This window comes from Streptomyces sp. TLI_105, from assembly GCF_900105415.1.
Lineage (GTDB): Bacteria > Actinomycetota > Actinomycetes > Streptomycetales > Streptomycetaceae > Streptomyces.
The window spans coordinates 292,378-312,996 of sequence record NZ_FNSM01000001.1 but is presented as its reverse complement, the minus strand read 5'-3'; the positions used below and the strand labels follow the sequence as shown (position 1 = coordinate 312,996).

The 20,619-nt window shown below is 71.3% G+C and carries 21 protein-coding genes and 2 pseudogenes; 8 read left to right on the top strand and 15 right to left on the bottom strand.

Annotated elements, in window-relative coordinates:
- Positions 1 to 111: 111 nt before the first annotated feature.
- Positions 112 to 1,233 carry a hypothetical protein gene (locus tag BLW86_RS01560; protein WP_177181526.1) on the bottom strand — a complete coding sequence of 374 codons (1,122 nt, stop codon included), beginning with the start codon at positions 1,231 to 1,233 and terminating at the stop codon, positions 112 to 114.
- A 529-nt stretch (positions 1,234 to 1,762) separates the two neighbouring features.
- Here BLW86_RS01560 and uvrA point away from each other — a divergent pair.
- Complete coding sequence (gene uvrA, locus BLW86_RS01555; protein ID WP_093872325.1) at positions 1,763 to 4,231, top strand: excinuclease ABC subunit UvrA; 2,469 nt, start codon at positions 1,763 to 1,765, stop codon at positions 4,229 to 4,231.
- Positions 4,232 to 4,710: 479 nt separating this feature from the next.
- Here the strand turns inward: uvrA and BLW86_RS01550 are convergent, their stop codons facing one another.
- From BLW86_RS01550 to BLW86_RS01535, 4 genes are all read right to left on the bottom strand, one after another.
- The gene (locus BLW86_RS01550) at positions 4,711 to 4,932 is read right to left on the bottom strand and encodes a helix-turn-helix domain-containing protein (RefSeq protein WP_093872324.1); all 222 of its coding nucleotides are present in this window, start codon (positions 4,930 to 4,932) and stop codon (positions 4,711 to 4,713) included.
- A complete protein-coding gene (locus BLW86_RS01545) occupies positions 4,932 to 5,417 on the bottom strand; it encodes a DUF2975 domain-containing protein (protein ID WP_093872323.1) in 486 nt (161 codons plus the stop codon). The genes BLW86_RS01550 and BLW86_RS01545 overlap by 1 nt, the downstream gene beginning before the upstream one ends.
- A gap of 232 nt (positions 5,418 to 5,649) precedes the next feature.
- Positions 5,650 to 7,326: a M4 family metallopeptidase gene (locus BLW86_RS01540; RefSeq protein ID WP_256341158.1), complete on the bottom strand. Its 1,677-nt coding sequence runs from the start codon at positions 7,324 to 7,326 to the stop codon at positions 5,650 to 5,652.
- A 615-nt stretch (positions 7,327 to 7,941) separates the two neighbouring features.
- Positions 7,942 to 8,871, bottom strand: a complete 930-nt coding sequence (locus BLW86_RS01535) for an oxygenase MpaB family protein (protein WP_093872321.1) — start codon at positions 8,869 to 8,871, stop codon at positions 7,942 to 7,944.
- 415 nt (positions 8,872 to 9,286) lie between these two features.
- On the opposite strand from BLW86_RS01535, the gene BLW86_RS01530 reads away from it, so the two are divergent.
- Positions 9,287 to 9,685: a hypothetical protein gene (locus tag BLW86_RS01530; RefSeq protein ID WP_093878429.1), complete on the top strand. Its 399-nt coding sequence runs from the start codon at positions 9,287 to 9,289 to the stop codon at positions 9,683 to 9,685.
- A 15-nt stretch (positions 9,686 to 9,700) separates the two neighbouring features.
- Here BLW86_RS01530 and BLW86_RS43895 read toward each other — a convergent pair.
- The 3 genes and pseudogenes from BLW86_RS43895 to BLW86_RS42835 all read right to left on the bottom strand — a co-directional run.
- A pseudogene (locus tag BLW86_RS43895) lies at positions 9,701 to 10,190 on the bottom strand (transposase); the annotation flags it as partial.
- Between the two features lie 2 nt (positions 10,191 to 10,192).
- Positions 10,193 to 10,471: a hypothetical protein gene (locus tag BLW86_RS01525; protein WP_093872320.1), complete on the bottom strand. Its 279-nt coding sequence runs from the start codon at positions 10,469 to 10,471 to the stop codon at positions 10,193 to 10,195.
- 67 nt (positions 10,472 to 10,538) lie between these two features.
- Positions 10,539 to 10,673: a hypothetical protein gene (locus BLW86_RS42835; RefSeq protein WP_256341749.1), complete on the bottom strand. Its 135-nt coding sequence runs from the start codon at positions 10,671 to 10,673 to the stop codon at positions 10,539 to 10,541.
- 72 nt (positions 10,674 to 10,745) lie between these two features.
- On the opposite strand from BLW86_RS42835, the pseudogene BLW86_RS42830 reads away from it, so the two are divergent.
- Together BLW86_RS42830 and BLW86_RS01515 are read left to right on the top strand one after the other, a co-directional pair.
- Positions 10,746 to 10,946: pseudogene (locus tag BLW86_RS42830) on the top strand (transposase); the annotation flags it as partial.
- Positions 10,947 to 10,994: 48 nt separating this feature from the next.
- Positions 10,995 to 11,417, top strand: a complete 423-nt coding sequence (locus BLW86_RS01515; protein ID WP_093872319.1) for a hypothetical protein — start codon at positions 10,995 to 10,997, stop codon at positions 11,415 to 11,417.
- 231 nt (positions 11,418 to 11,648) lie between these two features.
- Here BLW86_RS01515 and BLW86_RS01510 read toward each other — a convergent pair whose 3' ends face one another.
- A complete protein-coding gene (locus tag BLW86_RS01510) occupies positions 11,649 to 11,963 on the bottom strand; it encodes a hypothetical protein (protein WP_177181525.1) in 315 nt (104 codons plus the stop codon).
- Positions 11,964 to 12,105: 142 nt separating this feature from the next.
- Here BLW86_RS01510 and BLW86_RS01505 point away from each other — a divergent pair, with 142 nt between their 5' ends.
- A complete protein-coding gene (locus BLW86_RS01505; RefSeq protein WP_107466033.1) occupies positions 12,106 to 12,396 on the top strand; it encodes an NAD(P)H-dependent oxidoreductase in 291 nt (96 codons plus the stop codon).
- 315 nt (positions 12,397 to 12,711) lie between these two features.
- Here the strand turns inward: BLW86_RS01505 and BLW86_RS01500 are convergent, their stop codons facing one another.
- From BLW86_RS01500 to BLW86_RS01485, 4 genes are all read right to left on the bottom strand, one after another.
- Positions 12,712 to 13,194 carry a hypothetical protein gene (locus BLW86_RS01500; protein ID WP_093872318.1) on the bottom strand — a complete coding sequence of 161 codons (483 nt, stop codon included), beginning with the start codon at positions 13,192 to 13,194 and terminating at the stop codon, positions 12,712 to 12,714.
- An 81-nt stretch (positions 13,195 to 13,275) separates the two neighbouring features.
- Positions 13,276 to 13,782, bottom strand: a complete 507-nt coding sequence (locus tag BLW86_RS01495) for a hypothetical protein (protein WP_093872317.1) — start codon at positions 13,780 to 13,782, stop codon at positions 13,276 to 13,278.
- A 383-nt stretch (positions 13,783 to 14,165) separates the two neighbouring features.
- Positions 14,166 to 14,729, bottom strand: coding sequence for an SMI1/KNR4 family protein (locus tag BLW86_RS01490; RefSeq protein WP_256341157.1), 564 nt, complete (start codon positions 14,727 to 14,729; stop codon positions 14,166 to 14,168).
- A gap of 169 nt (positions 14,730 to 14,898) precedes the next feature.
- Entirely contained in the window at positions 14,899 to 16,332 is a 1,434-nt protein-coding gene (locus BLW86_RS01485; protein ID WP_093872316.1) for an MFS transporter, read from the bottom strand.
- A 60-nt stretch (positions 16,333 to 16,392) separates the two neighbouring features.
- Here BLW86_RS01485 and BLW86_RS01480 point away from each other — a divergent pair, with 60 nt between their 5' ends.
- On the top strand, positions 16,393 to 17,196 hold the full coding sequence (locus BLW86_RS01480) for an ArsR/SmtB family transcription factor (RefSeq protein WP_093872315.1): 804 nt from the start codon (positions 16,393 to 16,395) through the stop codon (positions 17,194 to 17,196).
- 31 nt (positions 17,197 to 17,227) lie between these two features.
- On the opposite strand, the gene BLW86_RS01475 is transcribed toward BLW86_RS01480, so the two are convergent.
- Positions 17,228 to 18,151 carry a phytoene/squalene synthase family protein gene (locus tag BLW86_RS01475; RefSeq protein ID WP_093872314.1) on the bottom strand — a complete coding sequence of 308 codons (924 nt, stop codon included), beginning with the start codon at positions 18,149 to 18,151 and terminating at the stop codon, positions 17,228 to 17,230.
- Positions 18,152 to 18,244: 93 nt separating this feature from the next.
- On the opposite strand from BLW86_RS01475, the gene BLW86_RS01470 reads away from it, so the two are divergent.
- Positions 18,245 to 18,856, top strand: coding sequence for a hypothetical protein (locus tag BLW86_RS01470; RefSeq protein ID WP_093872313.1), 612 nt, complete (start codon positions 18,245 to 18,247; stop codon positions 18,854 to 18,856).
- Positions 18,853 to 19,842, top strand: coding sequence for a nucleotidyl transferase AbiEii/AbiGii toxin family protein (locus BLW86_RS01465; protein ID WP_256341156.1), 990 nt, complete (start codon positions 18,853 to 18,855; stop codon positions 19,840 to 19,842). Before BLW86_RS01470 ends, BLW86_RS01465 begins: the two co-directional genes overlap by 4 nt.
- Before the next feature lie 101 nt (positions 19,843 to 19,943).
- Here the strand turns inward: BLW86_RS01465 and BLW86_RS01460 are convergent, their stop codons facing one another.
- Positions 19,944 to 20,597 (bottom strand): TetR/AcrR family transcriptional regulator, encoded by a 654-nt coding sequence (locus BLW86_RS01460; protein ID WP_093872312.1) that lies wholly within the window; start codon positions 20,595 to 20,597, stop codon positions 19,944 to 19,946.
- Positions 20,598 to 20,619 lie beyond the last annotated feature (22 nt).

The window sequence follows — 20,619 nt, the reverse complement described above, 5'->3', positions numbered from 1 at the left end:
GCGGGTGCCCGTCGGCTCCTGAGGCGAAACGAATACGCACCGACCGATCAGCGGAATGTCCGGACCCGGACGACCACCGACCGACGGCACATCTCCGACCGAGGTCACCCGCTAGTCACCGTGGTCGTCCTGCAGCATGCTCCGACGCTCCTGTTCGCGCTTGGAGTAGGCGGCTGCCCGGATCGCCTCGTCGCTCTCCAGGCCCGATCCCAGCGCGCCGCCCACCGTGGCGACCGAAGCGACGAACCAGGACAGCGTCCAGTACTCCGTGGCGTGCAGCGGGGTCTGTGTCGTGGAAGCGAACACTTGGCCGTTGAGGATGAACAGCGCCCACACCAGGTTGATGAGCACCAAACCCACGTAGCAGACGATCACCCCGATGCCCACGGTCACGACCGTCGAGGCGTTGTAGAGAGCCGCCCTCTTCCTCGCCTCCGGCGAAACATCGTCCGTTCGATGCCACAGGTTCGCGTCCACGATCAGCCAGCCGATCATGAGAGCGACAGACCCCACCATGGCGATCACCAGGCGTGGCGTACTCAGGTAGGCGGCCAGGCTCCAGACGGTGGAGTTCACGGTGGCGACCGCTCCCGTGGCGAGTGCGGCCGCCAGGGCTTTCGACAAGCCCGGCACCAAGCGCCACGGCCGGTTGGCGCGGACCATACCGAGGAGCACCCTCAAGTAACCCCGTGGCCCACTGACGACGTACCGCAGATCGGCGATCTCCTCCTCACCGACCTGGTCCGGATGGACGGGCGCGAGACGACCGATGAAGGACCCCCGCAGCGGCTGACTTCCCGGAGGCTTCTCAGACCCGGTGCCCTGCGGACCCGCCAGGCTGAGCACGGCTTCTTCCACGGCCTGCCGGGCCCTTGTCTGCAGCCGGAAGCCCCCCAGCGTGGGAAGGGACAGCAGCGCCAAGCCGTGTTCGTGACTCAGATCCACCACGAGCTTGCGCCCGTGTGAGTGCAGCGGAAGGTCGGTGAGGGCCACGACGATGTCCCAGTTCCCCTCACTTCCGCGGTTCATGATCCGGTGCATCAAGGTGGGTGGGTCCTCGGCACCTGCGGTGAAGGGCTCACTGACCACCTCGACGTCGAACCGTCGTCCCTGGCCCGACCTGTCGGCGAGCCGATCGGGAAGCGTCCGGGCCATGCGCTGCGCGATCTCCGTCGGCGCATCCGGATCCGCCAGAAGAGCCACGACCGTAACGTCCTGAGACGACACCCGCATGACTCCCTCTCGTCGGCTGCCCCCGCGATCGCCCGTGGCCACAGGATGCCCCCGAGCTGACGCCGACGCCGTATGACACGCTGGGCCCTGCCGGCAGGTGCAGGCGGTACGGTCGGATCTCCTCGTGCTCCGTGCTCTCCTTGCAGGACCTGCACCGTCACCGGGCCACAAGGTTGCGTGCGCCACCGCGCACACCAGCTCCGCGCCGGTTCGACATGTGTCGACGTAGGCAGGTGTCGAACGTCAAGGCCCTGCCGCTGCTGGAGCCCAGGTCTCCGGTCGAGAGTGGACGCGAAGGGCGGCCGCCTCGCGGTGGGGGCTCCATGAGGCTTCAGCCGAACGATCGTCGTCATGGGCAAGGGCGAGGCCCGGGGACACAGTTCCCTTCACGCCCACATACGGTTCAACGGCCAGGCACTCTCGAACGTTCCCCGGGAGCGTCTTGCACCGGCTCCGAGGGCTCGTGTGAGCGGGACCCGGTGACGGCGCCCGTCGCGCGTTTCCCGGCGCGATCAGGTAATCAGGAACGGTGGACAAGGACGCGACCGACCCCTTCGTGCATGTCCGGGGTGCCGGTGAGAACAACCTGCGGAACGTCGATGTCGACGTTCCGCGGGACGCGCTGGTCGCTTTCACCGGCGTCTCCGGTTCGGGCAAGTCCTCGCTCGCGTTCGGCACGCTCTACGCGGAGGCCCAGCGGCGCTACTTCGAGTCCGTGGCACCGTACGCCCGAAGGCTGTTGCAACAGGTCGGCGCACCGCACGTGCAGGAAATCACCGGACTGCCACCGGCCGTGGCCCTGCAGCAGCGACGCGGATCGCCCAGCTCGCGCTCGACGGTCGGCACCCTCACCACGCTGTCCAATCTGCTGCGCATGCTGTACTCCCGCGCCGGCACCTATCCGCCCCGGGCCGCACGGCTGGAGGCCGAGTCGTTCTCACCCAACACCGCGGCCGGCGCCTGCCCGGAGTGCCACGGACTGGGCGTCGTGCACGACGTCGCCGAGGACCTGCTCGTCCCGGACCCCTCGCTGAGCATCCGCGAGGGGGCGATCGCCGCCTGGCCGGGCGCCTGGCAGGGCGCCAACCTGCGCAGTGTCGTGAGCGGCCTGGGCATCGACATCGACCGGCCGTGGCGCAGGCTCAGGAAGAAGGACCGGGACTGGCTGCTGTACACGGACGAGCAGCCCTCCGTGTACATCGAGCCGGAGGAGGACCGCGTCGACTACGGCTACCAGGGCAAGTTCTGGAGCGCCCGCAAGCACGTCATGCACGTCCTCGCCGACTCCAAGAGCGAGAAGACGCGCGACCGGGCGCTCCGGTTCGTCCGGAGCGTGCCCTGCCCCGAGTGCCACGGCAGCGGACTGCGGCCCGAGGCGCTCGCCGTGACCTTCGCCGGACGTTCCATCGCCGAGATCAACGCGATGCCGCTCACCGAGGTCGTGGCGCTGCTGCGGCCCGTCGCGGGACGGTCCGAGGCCGGCGCCACCACGTCGACCGCCCGATCCGGGGAGACGACCGAGGCCGCGGTCCGGATCTGCGGCGATCTGGTCGCGCGGGTCGACGTACTGCTCGACCTGGGCCTCGGATACCTCAGCCTCGGGCGCCGCTCGACGACCCTGTCGCCGGGCGAGGCGCAGCGCCTGCGGATCGCCACCCAGCTGCGCTCGGGGCTGTTCGGCGTCGTCTACGTCCTCGACGAACCCTCCGCGGGCCTGCACCCGGCTGACGCGGAACCGCTGCTGGACGTGCTGGACCGCCTCAAGGCGGCGGGCAACTCGCTGTTCGTCGTGGAGCACGACATGGACGTCGTACGGCGGGCGGACTGGGTGGTGGACATCGGACCCGGTGCGGGCGAGGGCGGCGGACGCGTGCTGTACAGTGGCCCGGTCGCCGGTCTTGAGCGGGTCAGGGAGTCGGCCACGAGCCAGTACCTGTTCGGGCGCGCCCAGCCGCTCGATCACCGCCCGCGCACACCACACGGCTGGTTGCACCTGCGCGGCGTCTCCCGCCACAATCTGCACGACGTGTCCGTCGACGTACCGCTCTGCGTACTGACGGCGGTGACGGGCGTCTCCGGTTCCGGGAAGTCGACGCTGGTGACGCAGGTGCTCGCCGAGGTCGTCCGCGCCCACCTCGGACTCGTACCCGAGGAGCCCGACGAGGCGCAGCTGGAGGTCGACGTCCAGGACGCGTCGGGGGTCGAGTCGTTCGACCGGCTGGTCCGGGTCGACCAACGGCCCATCGGCCGAACGCCCCGGTCCAACCTGGCCACGTACACCGGGATGTTCGACGCGGTGCGCAAGCTGTACGCGGCGACGGACGAAGCCAGGGCGCGCGGCTACTCGATTGGGCGGTTCTCCTTCAACGTGCCCGAAGGCCGGTGCGAGACCTGCCAGGGCGAAGGATTCGTCGCGGTGGAACTGCTGTTCCTGCCCGGTACCTACGCCCCGTGCCCGACCTGCGAAGGCGCCCGGTACAACGCCGAAACGCTGGAAGTCACCTACCGCGGCAAGAACATCGCGGAAGTGCTGGCACTGTCCGTCGACGCCGCCGCCGAGTTCCTGTCCGCCGTCCCGGCTGCTTCCCGCAGTCTGGAGACGTTGCGCGAGGTGGGACTGGGCTACCTGCGGCTGGGCCAGCCCGCGACGGAACTCAGCGGCGGCGAGGCGCAACGCATCAAGCTGGCCACCGAACTGCAGCGAGCCCGCCGCGGGCACGCGCTCTACCTGCTCGACGAGCCGACGGCGGGGCTGCACCCCTCGGACATCGCGCTCCTGCTGCGACAGCTGCACCGGCTCGTCGACGCCGGCAACACGGTCGTCCTCGTCGAGCACGACCTGGACACGATCGCCACCGCCGACTGGGTCATCGACCTCGGTCCCGGCGGCGGCGACGCGGGCGGGCGGGTGGTCGCGGCGGGGCCGCCGGCCAAGGTGGCGAGGGCCCGCCGCAGCGCCACCGCGCCCTATCTGGCGGCCCGGCTCGCGCGCTCCTGACGACAGCGCGAGGGGCTGATTGCCGGTCATCCGGCTTCGGGACGCAGGGTCGCGCGCGTCGCCATGCCGCGTTCCAGCCTGTGACGGACATGGCCCCCGAGGTGACTTGTCTGGGTCCACTACACGATGAGTTCGGCGACGTGGCGCATGCTCGTCTGTGAGATCTCCCCGCCCCATGAACCGTGATCATTCGCAGCTCAAGATCCATTTTTGGGACACGGCCCAGAGCCTGCCTTTCGTGCCATGGCCGGGGCCGCGCTCCGCCGGACAGGCCGGCACCGGTGGGCGCGTGGCTCCGGGGCACGAGGCCGACTTCACGATCTGCGCCCGGAATCCGCCGGGGTCCCGAACCCGCTGCGGCTCACCGCCGAGAAACAGGCCCGCGATCCGGTGCTCGCCGACACACTTCGACTCCAGGTCGCCGACCTGGAGTCGAAGTGCCGGTGGTGCCAGGTGCTTTCGGGTCCGCAGCGGGCGCGTCATCCGTCCGTGGCGTCCTCGGCCTCCCAGCGCAGCAGGTCGCCCGGCTGGCACTCGAGCACCTCGCAGAGCGCGGCGAGCGTCGCGAAGCGCACCGCCTTGGCGCGGCCGTTCTTGAGGACCGCCAGGTTGGCGGGCGTGATCCCCACGCGGTCCGCGAGCTCGCCCACGGACATCTTCCGCCTGGCCAGCATCACGTCGATGTCGACGGCGATCGGCATCAGATCACCTCGTCCAGCTCGGCCTGCATCTGCGTCGCTTCGACGTCGCGCGCGACGGCCTGGGCGAGCAGCATCCGCAGCAGCAGCACGATGAGCGCGACTCCCAGGATGGCCACGCCGACCCCGCCCATGATGACGGTGATGCCCGGGTCCTCCCGCTGGCCCGGCGCATTGAGGGCCGTGACCGCGAACCACAGGAGGGCCGCCGCCACGATCGCGCCGATCACACCGTCCACGTACCGGAAGGCGGTGTGGGAGAACACGGTTCCGCGTCGCACCATCGTCACCAGCCGCCAGACGCAGACCAGGGCGACCTGGGCGGACACCATGCCCAGGATCGTGATCAGGCGCAGGGGCGTCAGCGGGAGCGACCCGTCCTCGGGGTCGGTGGCCAGCGCCCACACCATCGACGCCTGTACGAACACGGTGCCGGTGAGCACCACCACGAGCACGACGCGCAGCGCGCCCACTGTCAGCTTTCCCATGACCCGTCCTTCCATCGAGTTGCGATGGGAATCTATCGAATTTCGATAGATGGGGCAAGGGTGGGGACGGAGGGGGAGGGGGAGGGAGGAGGGACGATGGTTTCGCACCGCACCGCACCGTGCCGCATTGTCCCGTGGCAGGGCGCCGCCGCCCGCCGCGTGGCACGCGCGGGGGCGGTGCCCGGCAACCCGGACACCGCCCCTTGAGCACCCTCGTTCACCGTCGTACGGGTCAGGCCTTGACGTTCACCGCCGCCCAGGCGGCGTCCACGGCCTTGACCTCGGCGCTGTCGGCGCCGTAGAGGTCGGAGGCCGCCTTCAGGCTGCCCTCGCGGGCGCCGTGGTAGTCGGTGGTGGAGGTGAAGTAGGCGGTCAGCGCCTTGTACCAGATCTGCACGGCCTTGTCGCGGCCGATGCCGGTGACCGTGGAACCGTCCACGGTCGGGCTGTCGTAGTGCACGCCGTTGATGTCCTTCGCGCCGCTGCCTTCGGACAGCAGGTAGAAGAAGTGGTTGGCGACACCGGAGGAGTAGTGCACGTCGAGGTTGCCGACGCCGGCGCTCCAGTAGTCGGCCGAGCCGCGGCCGTCCTTGCTGGGCTGGTCCTGGTGGCGCAGCGGCTTGCCGTTGCCGAAGATGTCGATCTTCTCGCCGAGGAGGTAGTCGCCCGGGTCCTGGGCGTTGTTCGCGTTCCACTCCACCGCGGTGCCGAAGATGTCCGAGGTGGCCTCGTTCAGGCCGCCGGACTCGCCGGAGTACTGCAGGTTGGCGGTGGCGGACGTGACGCCGTGGCTGAACTCGTGGCCGGCCACGTCGAGCTGGGTCAGCGGGTGCTGGTTGTTCGCGCCGTCGCCGTAGGTGATGGTGAAGGACCGGTCGTCCCAGAAGGCGTTCTGGTAGGCGTTGCCGTAGTGGACCTTGGAGACCGGGGCCCGGCCGTCGTTCTTGATGCCATTGCGGTGCAGGACGTTCTTGTAGAAGTCCCAGGTCTGGGCGGCGCCGTAGGCGGCGTCCACGGCGGCGGTCTGGTTGTGGGCGGGGGTGCCGTCACCCCATGCGTTGTCGGCGTCGGTGAACAGGGTTCCCTTGCCGCCCGTGCGGTGCTGGAGGTCGACGGTGCTGGAGCCGCCGCGCTCGTTGTCGACGAGGTCGTAACCCTTCGACGACGCGGTGGTGTTGAGGCTGACGGCGCCGCTGTACTGGCTGACGCCGGTGCCGACCGCCCCGGTCCGGGGGCTGCCCGGCTTGCCGGCGGCGGAGCCGCCGATCTTGCCGGTGGTACCGGTGACGCCGTCGGCTATGCCGTCGATCAGCTGGTTCTCGTACAGCTTCTTGCCGGTGTCGGCGTCGGTGACGACACGCAGCAGGCTCGGGGTGACGCCGTCCTGCTGGGTGCCGGTGACGACGGTCTCGTAGGCGAGGACGGGCGTGCCGGCGGCGGCCCAGATGACCTTGCGGGGGGCTTCGCCGGTGGCGGCCCCCGCGGTCTTCGCGGCCCGCGCCGCCCTGACCGCGGCGGACTCGGCGGCGGTCGCGGTGAGCTTCGGGGTGAGCGAGTCGACCTCGATGGCGGCCTGGACGGCCTTGGTGACGTCCTTGACCGCCCCGTCGGCGGCACGATGGACGATCAGGTCGCCGCCCAGCACCGGGAGACCGGCGTAGGTACGGTCGTAGCGGGTGTGGACCGTGCCGTCGGCGTCCTTGATCACGTCCTTGACGACCAGCTTCTCCTTGGCGCCGAGGCCGAGGGACTGAGCGGTGACCGCGACGGGCGTGCCCTCGTGGACCGGAGCGGGACCCGCCGCCGCGGTGGTGGCGCCGACGGCCAGCAGACCGCCGGTGAGAACGACCGCCCCCGACGTGAGCGCGAGACGACGTGCCCTGCTGCCGGCAGAGGAAAACGTGGACATGTGGTTTCTCCAGAAAGTCATGGGGGGAGTGGGACGGGATCGCCGCCGCCCACCCGGCCAAGGGGGGACTGCCTCGATGGCCAGGGACACTCCCAGCCCGCCGCGCACATGTCACGCGTCATAAAAGGGGGTTGAGAAGCTCACGCCCGAAATGCGGCCCGTCCTTTCATCGGAAGAACAAGAGCCCGATACACGCGGACACAGGTGTCACAACAACCCGCAACACACGTGAAAGAAGCCCCGCACCACCCTCAGGCATCCCCGGGGACGGCAGAGACTGCCGTCCCCGGGGATGCCGAGACGCGCGTGGCGGCGGGGAGCACGGTCGAGGGCGTCTCCAACTGTTCGACAAGCCCTGGCCCGGCACCTCATGACGTCGTCGAACGACGTCCCGGAACGACGTCCCCGAATGAGGTCGCCGAGGGGCGCCCGCCCGTTCTGCCGCGTGGCGCACGGAGGACACGATCGGCGAGCGGACGACGGCAAGGGGCCTGGGGAGGGACGGCCGATGCCCGGCCCTCCCCACGCTCTCAGCGCCGAAGGCTGCTCCCCCGGATCAGTCGAGGCAGCGCATGTGGGGAATGCGGGCCGGGGCCGCCAGGGCGTTCTCCCGGATCACCCCTGTGGACCGGACGAAGACGGCTCGTGCTCTCGGGAGCCGGCTCCGGGAGCACGCGTCCGCCGGGGCGCAGAGGGCATGATCCAGCGGATCGCCGCGACGACGGCGCGTCCGCCGGGGCGGGCGAGCGGCAGCAGCAGGCGCGTGGCGTACGGCAGGTCGAGGCGGGCCCGGACCCACGGGGGCAGCAGCTCGACCGCGGCGGCCGCCAGGAACGCGTAGGGCAGCCGCGCGGGCCACGGCAGCGGAGGCCGGGAGAGCAGATAGCGCGCCGCGGCGCGCGACTGCGCGGTGGCGCGCAGCTCCGGGCGGTACTCCGCGAGCCGCGCCGCCAGTTCCGCGGTGCTCTCCGGTGGGTCCACGACCCCGAGCCGGCGCGCGACCCGAGCCATGTCGGCGACGTAGCCGTCCGCCGCGCGGGGATCCAGCGGATGCCTTCCGTACCGCTGGTGGGCCCTGAGGAAACAGGCGGTCTCGGCCGCGTGCACCCAGGCGAGCAGATGCGGATCGGAGGCCCGGTACGGCGCGCCCTCCGGGGTCCGCCCCCGCACCGAGTCGTGCACCCGACGTACCCGGAGCACCGCGCGCTCCGCGTCCTGCGCCGTACCGAACGTCGTGGTCGCCAGGAAGGTGCTGGTGCGCTGGAGCCGCCCCCAGGGGTCGCTCTCGAACCCGGAGTGCGCGGCGACCGCCGCCATCGCGACGGGGTGCAGCGACTGGAGGAGCAGCGCGGCGAGCCCGCCGACGTACATCGCCGCGTCCGTGTGCACGAGGCGCACCGGACGGTCGGGACCGAACCAGCGCGGCCCCGGCGTCCCGTGGATGCGGGCCCGCTTCTCGTGCGCGGTGGGGCCCGCGACCCGGTGCAGCAGCGCCTCACCGGCCCGCTCCCGCAGCTCGCCGAGACGCGGTGGGGTCCAGAGCACCCCTCCAGTGTGCGCCAGGACCCCACGCGGGCGCCGCTCCCGCACGGTGCCCGGCCCTTCTCCGGGGCGGGCCGGGCATCTGTGCGGGAGAGGGGCGCCTTCACCCCTCGGGGGCAGAAGGGCGGGTACAGGCCTCGCGTCCCGCCGTCTCGTACTCGCCCCGCGGACGCCTTCGCCCCGAGGAGAGGATCCGTGCCCCGTGAAGAGAGCAGGCCCCTCGCCGAGCTGCACGCGGACGCCCTGGCCGAGGGCGGCACCCTGACGGTCTGCCCCGACGGTGGCCCGGCCACCCCGGAGAACCTCGTGGACTCCGAGCGGAAGGGGCAGAACCCGTCCTCCCGCCATGGGGACGACGAGGCGGTCGGCGTCGGCACCCAGACCGAAGCAGTGCTGCACTTCTGCCATGCTGCCTGTCATGTCCGCACGAAATCGAAGACTGCCCCGGCACCGTGCGTGGCCCCTGACCACCACCGACATCGACGAATGCCTCGGGCCTCACATGAGCCGCGTCACGGACCTGCGGTTCCTCACGGGGCATGACAGCGGAACCATCGTTCTGGGAGCGGCATGGGTCGCTCCGAACCGCCGTGACTACGGCCGCAGCATCCACCCGGACACGGTCGGCTTCCGTATAGATGTCCACCCGGTCGAGGCCACGGATCGTGCTGCCACCCGAGCTGTTCTCCGAGCGCAGGCCCTTCCGCAACTCCACGCATGGATCACGCAGGCGATCGCCGCCGACGAGACCTGGCAATGGGTCGACCATCAGCGCTCCTGGCGATTGACCGCACGAGCCACGCCCACCGGCCGGTGACCTCGGCGACGCCGTGTCCGGGCCGATCCGGGCAGCGTCAAGCAGCCCGCACCAGGAGGTGCGACCCGCCTCCAGAGCGGTGACGAACGAGTACGGCCGGCCCGGGGCGAACTGGTCGCTGGAGCGTCCGCCGCGTCGGCAGACCTGGCAGAACAGGCGGTCCGGGCTGCACGGAGCACCGGATCCCAGTCGGTTGGTCGCATCGACCGTGAGGACGAGCTTCCGCCGGTGGCAGTGGGCTGCGGCAGCGCCGCCAGGGCCCGCCGCAGCCGGGCCACGTCGATGCGGCCGCAATTCAGCGTGTCGTGCGACGCACCATGGTCGCGGCGGTGCTCGGCCAACCACGTCGGATCGACCGGCGAGGTCACCGGCCCGTCCTGGCGGAGCATCGCGTCGCACACCTCGAACAGGGTGCCATCGCGCGCCGGGACAGGCAGGCGTAGAAGTCTTTCCGAAGGTGTGACGCGCAGTCGAACGCGCCCAGACGGGCATCGTGATGCGGCAAACTCAGCCCCCGCACCCTCCGCACTTGTACTCGCCCAGCCAGCCACTGTCGTGATCGTCGGCCTCGGCCGAGGAGACGCGATCGCCGTCCTCGGACTCGTCGAGGACGGCCATGCCCACGCCCATGATCAGGAGGGGCGCGACGGCGATGGCGATCATCCACCCGCCGATGCCTTCCCGGACGCCCTGGAGGTCCGGATCCAGCAGGATCCAGCCGAGCGCCCCCCACACCACGACGGACAGGCCCCCACTGACCGCGATCCAGCGATCTTCCCGGCTCATGCTCCACCCCCGTCACCTTCGTATCCGGTGTGGTGCCCGGGGCGCGGCGGTGGAACACATGGCTCCGTCAGGGGCGGCTCCGCTCGTCCGCGATGGCGCTGACCGTAGCCCAGGCGAAGGCCATCGCGGGGTCGATGGTCGTCCCCGCACCGGGGTGGGCGTCCCCTGCCACCGCCGCCGAGCAGTTCCCGGCGGCCTGCACCTCGGGATCGGCGCGGAGTCCTCGCGCAGCGCGCCGGCCGTCCCCGTCGGTGACCAGGCTGCCCTTCGTGGGCTCACACCGACCCTCGTCCGGCGGTGGTTCCGGAACCTCTGCCCCACCTTGCGATGTCCGGCCCGTGGGCCGGGCCCCTCGCGCCCGGGGCCGGGTCGACCCCTCGGCTCCAAGAACAAGCGGCCCGCCGTCCACTACGACGTGGGTAAGACCGTCAGACGCCCGGAGAGCTTGATCGAACGTGATCGAGCCGGAACGTGATCGAGCCGGACTGAACGTTGTCGGTGGCGCCGGGGAGAATACGGCCCCGTGAGCCTCCACTACGAAGTCGTCTTCACCTGCTTCCTCCAGGAAGACACGCCTGAGACGGTCCTCGCGGCCCTGCGATGGCACCTTGGTCTCGCCTCCGAGCGCCCGGCGGAGCTCGACGAGGAGGAGTACGCGTATCCACTGCTCGATCCGGACCCGGACAGCCGCCTGCCCGGAGGCGACTTCGCATCCCTCCGCCGTCAGTCCCGAGGCTTCACGGCCGGCGGTGAATGCCACGCCTGGGGGCTGTTCAGCCGCAACCTCTGGCTCGACGACATGATGGGTGACCTCGTCACCATCCTGGACCTGATCGCACCCCACGTCGCGGAAGTCGGCTACGGCGGGTACTTCCGCGAGGAGTTCGACGCCGAGGCGACCGTCTTCACCTTCCAAGACGGCACCTATAAGCCCCTGAAGCTCTGATCCGGTTCAGCCTCTGAGCAAGGGGCTCAGGCCACGGTGAACAGCGCCGACGTCTACCCGACCCGGCCGCGCAAGTCGACGGGAGGGCATGGGTGGAACCTCGCGCACACCTTCCCGCCTGTGCGGGCATTTCTCCGCGGGCCAGACCAGGTAGGAGGAGCCCGCAGTGCGGCACACCGTGGTCCTGCGCCCCGGCCGGAGAGGGCGGCCGTCCTCTCCGGCCGGGATCCGCTAGCGGCTTGAAATGAACGTTTCTTCTTCGATCGTCTCGACGAAGGCGTCTTGACGGTGGAAGGAGAACGACTCCCCGTCATCGCGCATCCGCTGATCCGAGGAGCGGCGAGGAGCGGTCCAGATCGCCTCGAGCCCGATGGGAGGATACGTTTCCTCGTGCGCCCGCACCGTGGGCAAGCTGGAACGTTTCTGCTCTACGGAGTGCTTCAGGGGCATCGTGCGTTCGATCCCCTTGAGGCGCTGCTCGAAATCGGCCTGCAGTGCGTCCATGGTGTGGAGGAAGTCCTCGAGCGGAATGCTTCCTTCGTACATCTTCTCCTCGTTCCGTACGTCGCCCCGCCCCGTGTCGCACCAGGGCGGGTGCCCGGATGGGGTCCCAGAAAGTCGTCAAATTCGAAATTAAACAGGGTCGTTCCTGTCGCACCCCGACCAACGATCTGCGCCGAAAAAGGGAATGCGGCATTCGGGTGATCGACTCCGCCGGTACGAACCATGCGCCGAGCGACAACGAAGGACCCTGCGGGAGGGGCCCACGCCCGAGGCTGTGCCAACCGCTCCGCGGCTCTGGCCACGTCACGACGACGCGCAGAAGGCGGTCATGGCCCTGCGCAACGAGCTCGCCACCGAGCCGGAGAACGCGGACCTCGTCCTGATGGGCGCCCCCATGTACAACGTGTCGATCCCGTCGACCTTGAAGGCGCGGACTTCGCCGCGCCGTTCCTGGAGAAGGCCCTCTCCGCCCTGATGCGGCTCGACGTGCACGTCGTCACCCCGGAGCTGACCGGCGCCAAGGTCAACCCCGCGATGGCCGAGCCGATCCCGCTGGCCGAGACGGCCCGCGAAGCCGCTTTCCCTGACGGGAGCCTCGCACGGGGGCAACGGCGCGGCGAGAACTCCGACCTCGATGATCCGCATCGACGCCGCGCTCAACCAGGAGTTCAGGAGTCAGGGGTCAGGGGTCCGGATCGGGGGTCCGTTGTCCTCGGTACGGCCTGGCGCAGGCTCCACCACAGCATCACCCCCCCCCGACCCACCGAGCGCGGCCCGCATGCTGCGCAAGTCAGTCGGCACTGTCGCCCTCGCCCGTACTGGCTGCCTGCCAGCCGGGCATGGTCACTTCCTCGTCGCGCAATGTCCACAGGGGTGCGGGGCGGGCGGGCCCGTCGACCACCCGTAGCTGGTGAGGTCGGTACTCGTCATTCGCGTCCTCGACGGTGAACCCGGCAGAGGCGAGGATCGCGGCCATCGATTGCATCATCGCGGTCGCGATCTCGCTGGAGTGACGCAGGAGGGGATCGTCCAGCAGCCGAAGACGGAAGGCGCGACGCGTGCACTCCTGCAGGCGTGGGCTGATCGACCAGCCCACGTACACACCGCCGGCCGCATCGGCCCCATGGTCGACTTCCACCTCCGCACCGCCGGCCAGAAGGCGATCCAGGCCGGGCGTGAGCACGGGAAGGCCGGCGGCGGCCAGCTCATTGCGCACCTTCGACGCGAGCGCCTCCTGGTGCTCGGACTCTTCAGCACTCACCCTCTCGAACATCCGATCAATTTATCTACCCCGACTCCGACCCGACCGCGCGGATCAAGGAGACCGGCCCCCGCTCGAACGCCGATAAGCAGCTCAGGCGGCAGCAGCCGACGAAGCGTGGATCCGGCTGACGGCACGCAGGATCTCGTCCCGGTTCTTCGCTCGCTTGATCCATACCGGAAGGCGGGCCACCAGAGTCATCTTCTGTCCGGTGTCGTACCAGGGCGCTCGTTCCCGCAGCGACGCCTGGACGAAACGGCGGATCAGGTCGAGATGTTCGAGGTTGTACGCCCACAACCGGCCGTGCCGGGTCTCCACCTGGAGCCACAGGGGCATGCCGAAGTACGGATCCGTCGCGGGGTGAGCCGTGCCAGGGGAGAGCGCGACAAGACGGCCGCTCCACACCCGTGACAGTCCGCAGCCACGGCAGACCAGACGTCGTGGCCTGAACAGCACCCGGCCGCCGGGGGCAGAGCCTTCCTCGGGCGCGGGAATGACACGAGCGGCCTTCGTGCAGCCGGGGCATCGCACCATGATCGAGCTGATGAAGTCGTACTCGGTGCTACGTGGATCCCGGAACCGGTCGGAGAGTGAAGCCATGCGGTGAGTATGCGACTGCCCCGCAGCCCAGCGCATCCGGATTCGAACGCCCACGCCCGGGCCGCCACGCCGACTGAGCGGCCGTCACGTCGGTTCCCTCTGCGTCGAGCGGGTGGCCTGAGCCGACATCCGGCCGAGCCGTCGCACTGCGGCTGCCCTCCGTGCGCCGGCGGCGGGGGAGTGGGGGAGTGGGCGTGTGGATGTGGAGCGGATCGCCGAGGAGCTGTACGGGCTGAAGCCGGCGGAGTTCACCGCGGCACGGGACGCGTACTCGCCGATGCGCGCAGAGCGGAGGACCCGGCGACGAAACGTCCACGTCGGCATCGCCCCTCGGCCTGCCGCGGTCGAAACAGGCTCCGGCGGGGGCCGATTCCCGGACGGTGTCAGCTCCGGGACACTCCGAGGGTCTGGTCGGCCGTCGCGAAGCGGTGCCGCGTCGGCTTCGGTGCTTCGTGGAGGGAGCCGAAGTACGCCGTGTCCGCCGTTCCGGTGAGCGCCGCCCACAGGAAGGCCGAGCACCCCATGTCGTGGTGCTCCCACAGCGGTCCGCGCCCCTCGTTGTAGAGCACGGTCCATTCGTCGGGCTGCTGACCGGGCCGCGTCAGCCAGTACAGGAACGCCCCGGTGCCCTCCTCGAAGGCCCACGGTACGACCCTCGCCCCCGCCTCCAGCAGTTCGGCGGGCTTCGCCTCGAACTCCCACAGGTCGGTCAAGATCTCGGCTCGTTCCGTCGCCTGTGCGTGCAGGTCGCAGTCGTCGTAGGCGGAATCGGGGACGAGCAGCCAGATCGTGTCGTCGAAGATGCCGTCGCCGTACGTGTCGACGAGCTGCTTGTAGTCGGCGGGCAGAGCCGTACCCAGGGAACGTTCGGCCTGCCCCCAGTCCACCGCGGGCGGTGGATCGGCGGGCGGCGGGCAGAGGCGGACGAGGGCATCGAGGACGGACATGGGGCGAACGCTACGGGAACCCCGACGGGCGTCCTCGGGCGCCGGTGGACAACGTCGGTCTCACCGCCACCGCCACCGGCCGGACCAGATGGTCAGCCTGTCTTCCTCGCACGCGCGAACGCACCGGAGCCCTGGAGCGTCGTCGAAGTTGCCGTGGCCGGTGCGAAGATCAGGACGCGGCGCGCGCCTTTGTCCCGAGCCGGCAGGACAGGGCGAGCAGCGCCGCGGTGAAGAAGGCCGCCGAGGCGACGAGAGCCGAGATGTGCAGGCCCGAGACCAGGTCCCCGCCTGTGATGAGGGACGCGAAGAGAGCGACGCCGAGCGAGTTGCCGATCTGGCGGGCCACGTTGAACACCGCTGACGCCACACCGGCGTTCTCGGCGGGCGCGGCCTGCACGATGGCGGCGGTGGCCGCCAGAACCGTACCGGGGGTGGCGAGGCCGGTCGCGACGAGGGCGGGCAGCAGCGCCCAGTACGGGGTGTCGGGGCCGACGAGCAGCCAGCCGGTGAACCCGGCCGCACCGAGCAGCAGAGCCCCCGTCATCGCTACGTACGGGCCGTAGCGGGCGGTCAGACGGCCGGAGAGCGGAGCTGCGACGAGGGCCATGCACACCGTCGGCAGCAGGGCGAGGCCGGTGCCCAGCGCGCCGTAGCCGCGCTCGTTCTGCACATAGAGCGTGGACAGGTAGAGCATGCCGTAGTAACCGAGGTTGAGCAGGACGCCCACCGCGGTGGTGGGGGAGAAGCCGGGCGACCGGAAGAGCGACAGGGGCAGCAGCGGCGGTTTCTCGGCGAGGCCGCGTGCCTCCGTCCGCCGCTCGACCAGGACGAACAGGGCGAGCGCCACCGCGCCGAGGGCACCGGTGCCCAGTACCACCGGCGAGGTCCAGCCCTGGGTGCCGGCCTCGTTGAGCATGCCGGCCGGCGCCAGGACGCCGACGATGCCCAGGGCCTGGCCGAGCGGGTCCAGGCCGCGTGCCCCCGCCCGGCCGGCCGGCGAGGGGACGGTCGCGCGGGTCAGCCGGACGGCCAGCAGCGCGAGGGGAACGTTGATCCAGAAGGCGGCGCGCCAGCTCAGGCCCGCGACCAACAGACCGCCCACGAGGGGGCCCGCCGCGAACGCGATGCCGGAGACGCCGGCCCAGACGCCGAGCGCCTTGGCCCGCACCGCCGCCGTCGGGTGGGCCGCGGTCAGCAGGGCCAGGGAGGTGGGCACCAGCAGGGCGGCGCCGGCGCCCTGCGCGAGGCGCCCGGCGATGAGCGCCGCCGGGGTGGTGGCCAAGGCGCAGCCCGCCGAGGCGAGGGCGAAGACACCGAGGCCGGTGAGGAACACCTTCCGGTGCCCGAGCCGGTCACCGAAGCCACCGCCCACGAGCAGCAGACCGCCGAAGACGGCGCTGTAGCCGTCGACGATCCAGGCCGTCGCCGAGGCGCCGGCGCCGACCGAGTCACGGATGACGGGGACGGCCACGGTGACGACGGTGACGTCCAGCATCACCAGGAAATAGCCCAGGCTGAGGGCGACGAGCGGGGGCCACGACAGCCGCCCGGTGGTGGGGGCCGATGTCTCGTTCGCTGCTGCTGTTCCGGTTGTCGTACTCATACCGGTGATCCTCGACTCCCGACACTTAGCCGTTCGTCAAACCGTGCTTGTATGGCGCCCATGGACGAAGCCGCAGACCGGGCAGGCGACCGGGCCACGGACAGAACGGAATGGGAACCGGAACCGGAGCTGGCGCGCGCCGCTCGCCTGCTGGCCGGCGCTTCCCGGGCCCGGATGCTCAAGGCGCTGTGCGACGGCCGACCGCTGACCGTCACGGTCCTGGCGGCCGAAGCCGGGGTGAGCGTGCCGACGGCGAGCGTGCACCTGGCGCAGTTGGCCGAGGCGGGGTTCGTACGGGCCGAACACTCGGGACGTCACCGGTACTTCCGCCTGGCCGGGCCCGACGTCGTCACCGCCCTGGAGGCGCTGGCGGTCATCGCGCCGCCCGACCCCACCCCGGTGACCACACTGCGCGCCCACAGCCGGCACAACGCGTTGCGGCGGTCGCGCACCTGTTACGACCACCTCGCGGGGTCCCTGGGCGTGGCGCTCATGGAAGGCCTCCTCGACCAGGGGCTGCTGCGGCGGGAGGAGAACGACCTCGCATCCGACCGGCACCCCGACCGGCCCGCTTCCTACGGCAGGCAGACTGCGTACCACCTCACCCCTCAAGGCGCCGAGCGCTTCACCGGGTTCGGCATCGACGTGGGCGTACTGCTCCGAGGGCGACGCCCTGTGGTGCGCTACTGCGTCGACTGGAGCGAGCGGAGCCATCACCTCGCCGGTGCGCTGGGCGCAGCACTCGCCTCCAGGCTCTTCGGCCTGGACTGGCTGCGGTACGGCGTCTCGCCGCGCGTCGTCCATCTCACCGAGGCGGGCAGGAACGGGATGCTGGACGCCTTCGCGATCGAGGCCGCCGACTGAACCCCTCGCGGAACGAGCGGGGCGGACGGCGCTACTTTCCGGGCACCCCCCAGGAACCGGCCCCTGGGGACCGCCGGGCCCGTGCCGCCGTCTCCCGCAGCAGCAGTACGGCGGCCGCAGGCGCCGGCGGGCCGGAGGTCCGCGTCGCCAGGGACGCGCCCGCGCGGCGCACCGCGTCGAGACGGAGGCGCTGGACCCCGACGAGGGCCCGCACGAAGGGCCGGTACGAAGGAGCCACCACGCCCACGAGGGAGACGGCGGCCAAGTCGGCGGCGGCCCGGTCCGCCTGCTCCTCGACCAGCCGACCCAGCGCCGCGTCGGGCCGGGTGAGGTCCGCCCCGTGGCGTGCCACCGCGTCGGAGGGGACACCCGCCCGCCCCGCGCGCACGTCCTCGGGCAGGTCCTCCAGGAAGTCGATGCGCTGCATGGCGCGGATGAGCCGGTGGCAGCCGTCCGTGAACGCCGCCCGCGCCGCCCTGTCGCCGGGGGCGAACAGACAGGCCGTGAGCATCAGGGCGGGCAGGGAGTACTCCCGTACGTACCGTTCCAACTCCTCGTCGTCCGCGATGGTCCGCCACGCTACCTCGCGTTCGCAGCCCCGCAGGAACTCCTCCACGTGGGCGCGCATGTCCGGGTGGTTCTCGGAGGTGCGCACCAGGCAACGCAGCACGGGCAGCCCGGAGTCGCCTTCGGCGAAGGCCTTCCGTACGAGCCCGTCCCACTCCGCGAGCGCGGCCGCCCGTTCGTCCGGGGTCCCGCGGTCGATCCGGTCGTCGGTGTCGTGCATGAACGCGACGGCGGCCACGACGTGCGGCAGCAGCGCGGTGGGGAGCAGCAGCCGCGCGGCCGCGTACTCGGCCGTCCTGTACTTCCGCGCCGCCCGCCGCTGCTCCGTGTAGTCCCGCCGCAGCCGTGGCTCCCTGACCCCGGCCCGGTCGAGGGCCCGCTTCCACATGCCGATCTCCTGTCGTCGTCGGCTGTGAGCCTACGGGCGCCCGGTCCGAAACCCGGATGAGCCCCCGCCCTCCTGTCTGCCAGACTCGCTGCGGTGTACGAAGAGTTCGAGGTGTACGAGGTCGACGCCGTCTACGAGACGCATGTGACGGTCCGGTGCCGGACCGAGGGGGAGCGGGCCCGACTCGGTGCCTGGGCGGCGGAGCGGGGGCTGGAGGTCACCACCATCGTCCTCGCCCGGGGCCGCACGCCGGTCCAGCCGATGCTGACGCTGCCCGACCGGACCGGTCACCCGGCGGTCGTGGCCGGGCTGCGGGAGGCCGGTTTCGAGCCGGTGCGGGTCAAGGTCGAGACGGTGCCGTGGAGCGCAGAGCCCGTGGGCCCCGGTGGGGGCTACTACGAGCACCACCTCAAGCTGGCGCTGCCCGCCGCGTACGACCGGGCCGCACTGGAGGCCCTCGTCGTGCCGCACGGCGCCCACGTCTCGTGGAACGCCCGCCGGGTCCTGCCGGGCCCCGGAGGACGGCACGAACGTTTCGTGACCCAGCGGCACCCGGGGCCCGCGGACGCGGCAGGACGCGCCTGCGACGCGCTCGCCGCCGCGCTGTTCGCCGCCGGGCACGAACTGGTCGCACAGGAAAGGGAGTTCGTCCTCTCCGACAGCGACCTGTCACTGGACGAGGGCTGGCTGGAGGAGGCCGTATGAACGACAAGCCGTGGATGCCGCAGATCCCGGACGGACCGGGCACCGGCACGGAACCCCGCGCCGCCTACGTACGCCGCAAGGCCGAGCTCCCGCACACCCTGACCGCCGGCATCGGTGACGCGGCCGTCCGGCACCGGGTCTTCGACCCGGCTCTCAAGCACTTCGACGAGGCCTACCGGCCCGGTGACGGCGTCGTGGAGGACCCGGAGCTGCGAGCCCGCTGGCAGACGGCCCGGCGTGCGGCCCTGGAGCTCGTTCTCGCGGCCGTCGCCGCCTCGCCGTGGGCCGACTCCCTCGTGCTGCGGGGCAGCATGCTGATGTCCGCCTGGTTCGGAGAGGCCGCCCGCGCCCCCAAGGACATCGACTTCGTGGTCGTCCCCGAGACCTGGCACATCGAGGAGCCGCGTACCCGCACCATGCTCGACGGCATCGCCGAGGCGGCGGAGCGCCTTGCCGAGGAGAGGGGTACGGACCTGTCGGTCTCGGCGGCGGGCGCCGTCTCCGAGTACATCTGGACGTACGAGCGGGTGCCCGGTCACCGACTGGTCCTGCCCTGGACGGCCCCCGGACTGCCCGGCGGCCAGGTCCAGCTCGACTTCGTCTTCCAGGAACGCCTCCCCACCCCGCCCCGCCCGACCCGGGTCGCCGGCGCGCACCTGATGGCCGCGGACCGGGAATCTTCCCTGGCCTGGAAGCTCATGTGGCTGAGCTGCGACATGTACCCCCAGGCCAAGGACCTGTACGACGCGGTCCTCCTCGCCGAGAGCTGCGCCCTGCCGCTCGCCCTCCTGGAGTCGGTGCTGCGCGAGGCGGACGAGTGGCCGGGCCGCCCGAACGAGCCGCTGCACCTCGGCATGTTCGAGAACGCCGTCCGCGAGGTCGACCGGACGGGCTTCGACGACGCCCACCCGGGCACCGAGGCCACCGGACGGGACCTCGGAACCCGTCTCCTGGCGGCCCTCGCTCCGATACTCGGGACGCCCTAGCCGGACCTGTCCTCCGTATCGACCGGTGGGGCGGCAGTGGTGCGCGGAGCAGCCGTGCCGACGACCCTGCGGGTCATGCCCCTCGGGGGCTGCTGCCGTCGTCACCGGGGTCGGCGGGGCCGGGCCCGGCTCGTGACGGCGGTGACGAGGAGGTCGATTCCGGCGGCGAAGGCGGTGTCGTCGTCGGGGAGGCCTTCGGCCAGGGCCGCCGCCAGGTGGGGGAGCCGGTGCGGGTCGAAGTCGGGGGCGGGGACGGGGGTGTCCACGTGGTGGTGGAGCGGGTCCCCGCGGCGCTGTTCCTGGAGGACGAAGCCGGTGACGTAGCTGAGCAGGGTGTCCCCGGCGATGGCGGCGAGCGGGAGGGGCAGGCCGGCCTCGCGGGCGATGCCGCACAGGCGGTCGGCGAGGACGAGGGAGTTCGGCCCCGGCACGGCGTGGCCGGCGACGAGGGCGGCGCCGTCCGGGTGGGCGAGCATCGTGTCCCGTACGGCGTGGGCGGCGGCCGTCAGCCGTGAGACCGGGTCTGCGGGCGGCTCCGCTCTTCCGTCCGGGACGGGGACCCTGCCCAGGCAGGAGCCGACGACCCTGTCCGCGAGTTCGGCGAGGAGCTCGTCCTTGTCCTTCACGTGCCAGTAGATGGCGCCGACGCGGACGCCGAGCCGATCGGCGATCCGGCGGGTCGAGAGCTGGTCGAGGCCGCTCTCGTCGAGCAGTTCCATGGCCGCGTCGATCACGTCGGCCCGTCGTACCGGCATGTGTCCGCCTCTCTGCTTCCCT